Here is a 4,621-nt window from a genome sequence, read left to right on the forward strand (position 1 = left end):
GCCAGGCCCGCGCCAGCATGGTGTCTGCCAGCGGCAGCGGCATCGCGTGCTGGCCCAGCAAATCCCAGACGCCAAAGGCATCGCGCAAGGCCAGGCCTGCGCCGCCAGCCTCTTCGCTCAGCAGCAGGTCGGCAAAGCCGGTGTCTTCAATCTGCCGCCACAGCGCCGCAGCGGCGGGGCTCTGGCCGGCAGCCACTTCGCCCTCGATCGCGCGCACCACAGCGGGCGTGCATTGCCCGGTCAGCAGGTCGCGCAGGGCCTCGGTAATCAAATGGTCCATCATTTTCTCCTTGCGCTCAACGCAGGCCCAGGCCGCGCGCAATCATGCCGCGCAATATGCTGCGGGTGCCGCCGCGCAGCGTGTAGCACGGCGATACCAGGGTGAGGTAGTTCAGGGTCAGCAGCAATTCGTGCGGTACGGCTTCGCCCTCCAACGCCATCAGGTCATCGGCAATCGCAGCCGGTATGAACTGCTCCAGCACCGTGCCCTGGTCCTTGACCAGGGCGGCCTCGACGATGGGGCTCTGGCCCTGCACCAGCTTTTCCTGCACCGCCACCGAGAGCGCGCGCAGCGGTGCCAGGCGCGCCAGGATCTGGCCGGCCAGCTTCAGGGATTCGGCGCGCGGCGCCGCTTGCGTGCGCAAAAAGGCCAGCCACTGGTCCAGCAGTACCACGGACGAAAACAGGCGCTCAGGGCCGCTGCGCTCAAAAGCCAGCTCTGCCGTCACCTGCTCCCAGCCCTGGCCTTCGGCGCCCACCAGCGCATCGGAGGCCAGCTGCACATTGTCAAAAAACACCTCGCAGAAATGGCGGTCGCCCGACATGTCCTCGATGGCCCGCACAGTGACGCCTGGCAGGCTCAGATCCACGATCAGCTGCGACAGGCCTTTCTGGCGGTCGGCCGCCTCGCCCGAGGTGCGCACCAGCGCAATCATGTACTGGCAGTGCTGGGCGTTGGTGGTCCAGATCTTTTGGCCATTGAGCAGCCAGCCGGCATCGTTGGGCACGGCACGGGTGCGCACGCTGGCCAGGTCCGAGCCGGCATTGGGCTCACTCATGCCGATGCAGAAAAAGCTCTCGCCGCGCGCCACCGGAGGCACATAGCGCTGCTTTTGCGCCTCGGTGCCGTATTTCAGGATCAAGGGCGCGCTCTGGCGCTCGGCAATCCAGTGCGAGCCGACCGGGGCGCCAAAATTGAGCAGCTCCTCGACCACCACATAGCGCGCAAACGCACCCTGCGCGTGGCCGCCATAGGCGGTGGGAAAGGTCATGCCCAGCCAGCCCTTCTCGCCCAGCTTGCGGCTGAAGGCCGGGTCGTAGCCGCTCCAGGATTTGGCGCGGATATGGGCGGGCATGTCTTTGACCGCCTCTTGCAAAAAGGCACGCACCTGGGCGCGCAGCGCTTCGCCTTCAGGCGGGATGCGCGTCAGCGCCAGTCCGTTCAAAATCGTCATCGTCTTCGCTTTCGTTCAATCCAGGGACACGCCCGTGCTCTTGACCACGCCGGCCCAGCGCTTGATCTCGCTCTGGATATAGTCGCCATAGGCCTGCGGCGTGGAGCCCAGCGGCTCGGTGCCCTGCACGCGCAGCTTCTCCAGCACACCGGGATCCTTCAGCGCCTTGAGCAGCTCGGCGTTCAGCCGCTGCACCACCACATCGGGCGTCTTGGCCGGCACCATCACGCCCTGCCAGGCACCGGCCTCAAAGCCGGTCATGCCGCTTTCGGCCAGGGTGGGAGCGTTGGGAAAATTCGGAATGCGCTGGGCGGTGCTGACTGCCAGCAGCTTGAGCTTGCCGTCCTTGATGAAGGGCGCGACCGAGTTGATGGTGTCGGTCATGAACTCGATCTGGCCGGCCACCAGGTCCACATCGGCCGGGGCGCTGCCTTTGTAGGGCACATGGCTGGCGTCGATGCCATAGTGCTGCACCACCTGAAAGGCGGCCAGGTGGGTGACATTGCCATTACCGGCCGAGCCGTAGGAAAGCTTGCCCTTGTTGTCCTGCGCGTACTTCACCAGCTCTTGCACCGTGCTGACAGGCACCTTGGGGTTGACCACCAGGCCCAGCGGCACCACGGCCGTCAATGCGACCGGGCGCAGGTCCTTGGCCACGTCATAGCTGAGCTTTTTGTACAGCGAGGGGCTGAGCGCAATCGACGAGGTGTTGTAGAGCACCGTGTAGCCATCGGCGGCGGCCTTGGCCACCAGCGCATTGCCGATATTGCCGTTGGCGCCGGGCCGGTTGTCGACGATGACCGTCTGCCCCAGCTGCTGGCCCACCTGCTGGGCCAGCACGCGGGCCACCATATCGGTGGGGCCGCCAGGCGGGAACGGCACGACCAGGGTGATCGGCCGGCTGGGCCAGGGGTCCTGCGCCTGTGCAGCCCCACCAACAGCAACCATCGCCAGGGCCAGCAAGGCGGAACGACGTACCAAACCATATTGCATCTTTGTCTCCTGTATGTGTTTTTTCATCTGACGCGGGTTGCGGTGATCGCCTAGCGCCCAGCGAGCAGGCGCACGGCGGTGTAGACCATCACCTGCTCCTGGCGCTGGTTGTAGACCTCGATGCGCGAAGTCACCACCGCCCGGCCACCTTTGCTGGTCGGCTTGATATCGGTCACCTCCACCAGCGCCTCGATCGTGTCTCCGACCACCACCGGGCCCAGGATCTTCTGGTGCAGCTCCAGCATCGCCAGGCCCGTGCCCTGGATCATGCTTTGCAGGATGAAGCCTTCGATCAAGGTGTAGGTGAGCGCACCGGGCACCGGGCGGCCTCGGATCGCGCCGCCGTCGTAGCCGTCTTCGATAAAGATGGCCTCGAGCATGCCGGTGGTGTTGATGAAGTTGACCAGGTCGGTCTCCGTCACCGTGCGGCGAAAGGTGCACAGCTGCTGGCCGACCTGCAGGTCCTGCCAGACAAAGCCCTGGCCCATGCGGGCAGTGCCTGCCAGCTTGGCTGCGCGGTTGTCGGTCGAAGAAATCCAGTTATGGGCGGTCATGGCCTTGTTACTCTCAAAGATTCATTCAGCGATGGAGGGCTGCAAAGCGGCAATGCGGGCATCGTCCCAACCCGCTTCGCGCAGCAGCTGCTGGTTGTGCTCACCCAGGCGCGGCGGCATGCCGATGGGCGCCTGCGCGCCATCGATGCGCACGGAAGAGCGCGGAAAGCGCACCGTGCCCATGGCGGGGTCGTGCTGCTCGACAAAAAAGCCGGTGGCCTGGAGGTGCGGGTCGCGCGGCAGGTCGTCCATGCGGGCGACGGGGGCGGCGGGTATCTCCAGCTCCTCGCAGGTTTGCAGCCAGTAAGCAGTGTCTTTTTGCGCGACATAGCTGCTCATGGTCTCCAGCAGGGTCGCGATATGGCGGGTGCGCTGGGCCTGGGTGGCAAAGCGCTCGTCTTGCGCCAGCGCAGGCTGGCCCACGGCGGCAAAAAAGCGGTGCCAGTGGCCATCGGTGTAGGGCATCATGCAGACATGGCCGTCCTGCGTCTTGTAGGGCTTGCGCCAAGGCGCCATCACGCGCGGGTAGCCGGCGCCGCTGAGCGCGGGCTCAAAATGCATGCCGTAAAAGTGCTCGACCAGGTTGAAGCCCACCATGGTTTCGTACATCGGCACCTCGACAAAGCTGCCCTCGCCCGTGCGCTCGCGCTGGAACAGCGCCGCCATCACCGCATGCGCTGCCACCAGGCCACAGGTCTTGTCGGCCGCAATCGTGGGCAGGTAGCGGGCCTCGCCGGTCTGGCGCTCCATCAGGTCGGCCAGGCCGCTCATGCCCTGGATCACATCGTCATAGGCCGGCAGGCCTGCATAGGGCCCGTCCTCACCAAAACCATGCAGGCCCACATAGACCAGGCGCGGGTACTGGGCGCGCAGCCGCACTGGGTCGAGCCCCAGCTTGGCGAGCTTTTGCGGCCGCATGCTGTGCATGAAGACATCGGCGGTCTTGAGCAGCGCATGCAGCGCTGCCTGGGCTTCGGGCGCCTTGAGGTCCAGCACCACGCTTTTCTTGCTGCGGTTGGAGCCCATGAACAGCGCCGACATACCGGCTTCGGCCGCCGGCCCGGTGTAGCGCGTGGAGTCGCCGCCAGGCGGCTCGATCTTGATCACCTCGGCGCCGTAATCGGCCAGCACCTGGCTGGCCAGCGGCCCGAAAATCACGCTGGATAAGTCCAGCACCCGCAGGCCTGTCAATGCACTCAAGGCTTGTCTCCGTCGTTGTGGTGATAGCGATGAATGGCATTATTTGATATGTTTCACAGCTGTGTCTATGTCGCAATTGACAGGTACTGATACACAGGAGATATCAATGGACTTGCGCCAACTGCGCCACTTTGTCACCCTGGCGCAAACCCTGAACTACCGCCAGGCGGCCGAGCAGCTGCATATGTCGCAGCCGCCGCTGTCGCAGTCAATCCGCAAGCTCGAAGACGACCTGGGCGTGCAGCTGTTCGAGCGCGACCGGCGCGGCACGGTGCTCTCGGGCGCCGGCCGGGCGGCGCTGGAGAGCGCCAAGCTCGCGCTCTACCATGCGCGCCAGGTGCAGGCCGTGTCGCAGGCCACCGCCAGCGGCGAGCTGGGGCGCCTGCATATCGGCTTTATCGGCTCCCCCCCCCCCTCCCC

Annotated in this window: 5 protein-coding genes and 1 pseudogene; 1 reads left to right on the forward strand and 5 read right to left on the reverse strand. The window is 65.4% G+C overall.

From position 1 onward, the window contains the following. From H928_RS28740 to H928_RS0118580, 5 genes and pseudogenes are all read right to left on the reverse strand, one after another. Positions 1-280: pseudogene (locus H928_RS28740) on the reverse strand (acyl-CoA dehydrogenase); the annotation flags it as partial. A 16-nt stretch (positions 281-296) separates the two neighbouring features. Next, a complete protein-coding gene (locus H928_RS0118565) occupies positions 297-1,454 on the reverse strand; it encodes an acyl-CoA dehydrogenase family protein (RefSeq protein ID WP_021027855.1) in 1,158 nt (385 codons plus the stop codon). Between the two features lie 15 nt (positions 1,455-1,469). Continuing rightward, positions 1,470-2,447 carry a tripartite tricarboxylate transporter substrate binding protein gene (locus H928_RS0118570; RefSeq protein ID WP_027011104.1) on the reverse strand — a complete coding sequence of 326 codons (978 nt, stop codon included), beginning with the start codon at positions 2,445-2,447 and terminating at the stop codon, positions 1,470-1,472. Positions 2,448-2,497: 50 nt separating this feature from the next. After that, complete coding sequence (locus tag H928_RS0118575; protein WP_373604929.1) at positions 2,498-2,935, reverse strand: MaoC family dehydratase; 438 nt, start codon at positions 2,933-2,935, stop codon at positions 2,498-2,500. Between the two features lie 87 nt (positions 2,936-3,022). Continuing rightward, positions 3,023-4,201: a CaiB/BaiF CoA-transferase family protein gene (locus tag H928_RS0118580; RefSeq protein ID WP_027011105.1), complete on the reverse strand. Its 1,179-nt coding sequence runs from the start codon at positions 4,199-4,201 to the stop codon at positions 3,023-3,025. Positions 4,202-4,307: 106 nt separating this feature from the next. Between H928_RS0118580 and H928_RS33610 the strand changes: the two genes are divergently transcribed. Beyond that, the coding region (locus tag H928_RS33610) for a LysR family transcriptional regulator (RefSeq protein WP_043341054.1) at positions 4,308-4,621 on the forward strand (314 nt) is incomplete at its 3' end.

Origin of the sequence: Comamonas sp. B-9 (genome assembly GCF_000410635.1) — a bacterium.
Classification (GTDB): Bacteria; Pseudomonadota; Gammaproteobacteria; order Burkholderiales; family Burkholderiaceae_C; genus Comamonas.

Bases quoted from the DNA above. Each gene is read 5' to 3' on its own strand.
- H928_RS0118565 (WP_021027855.1), bottom strand. From the start codon at position 1,454: ATGACGATTTTGAACGGACTGGCGCTGACGCGCATCCCGCCTGAAGGC.
- H928_RS0118575 (WP_373604929.1), bottom strand. From the start codon at position 2,935: ATGGGCCAGGGCTTTGTCTGGCAGGACCTGCAGGTCGGCCAGCAGCTG.
- H928_RS0118570 (WP_027011104.1), bottom strand. From the start codon at position 2,447: ATGCAATATGGTTTGGTACGTCGTTCCGCCTTGCTGGCCCTGGCGATG.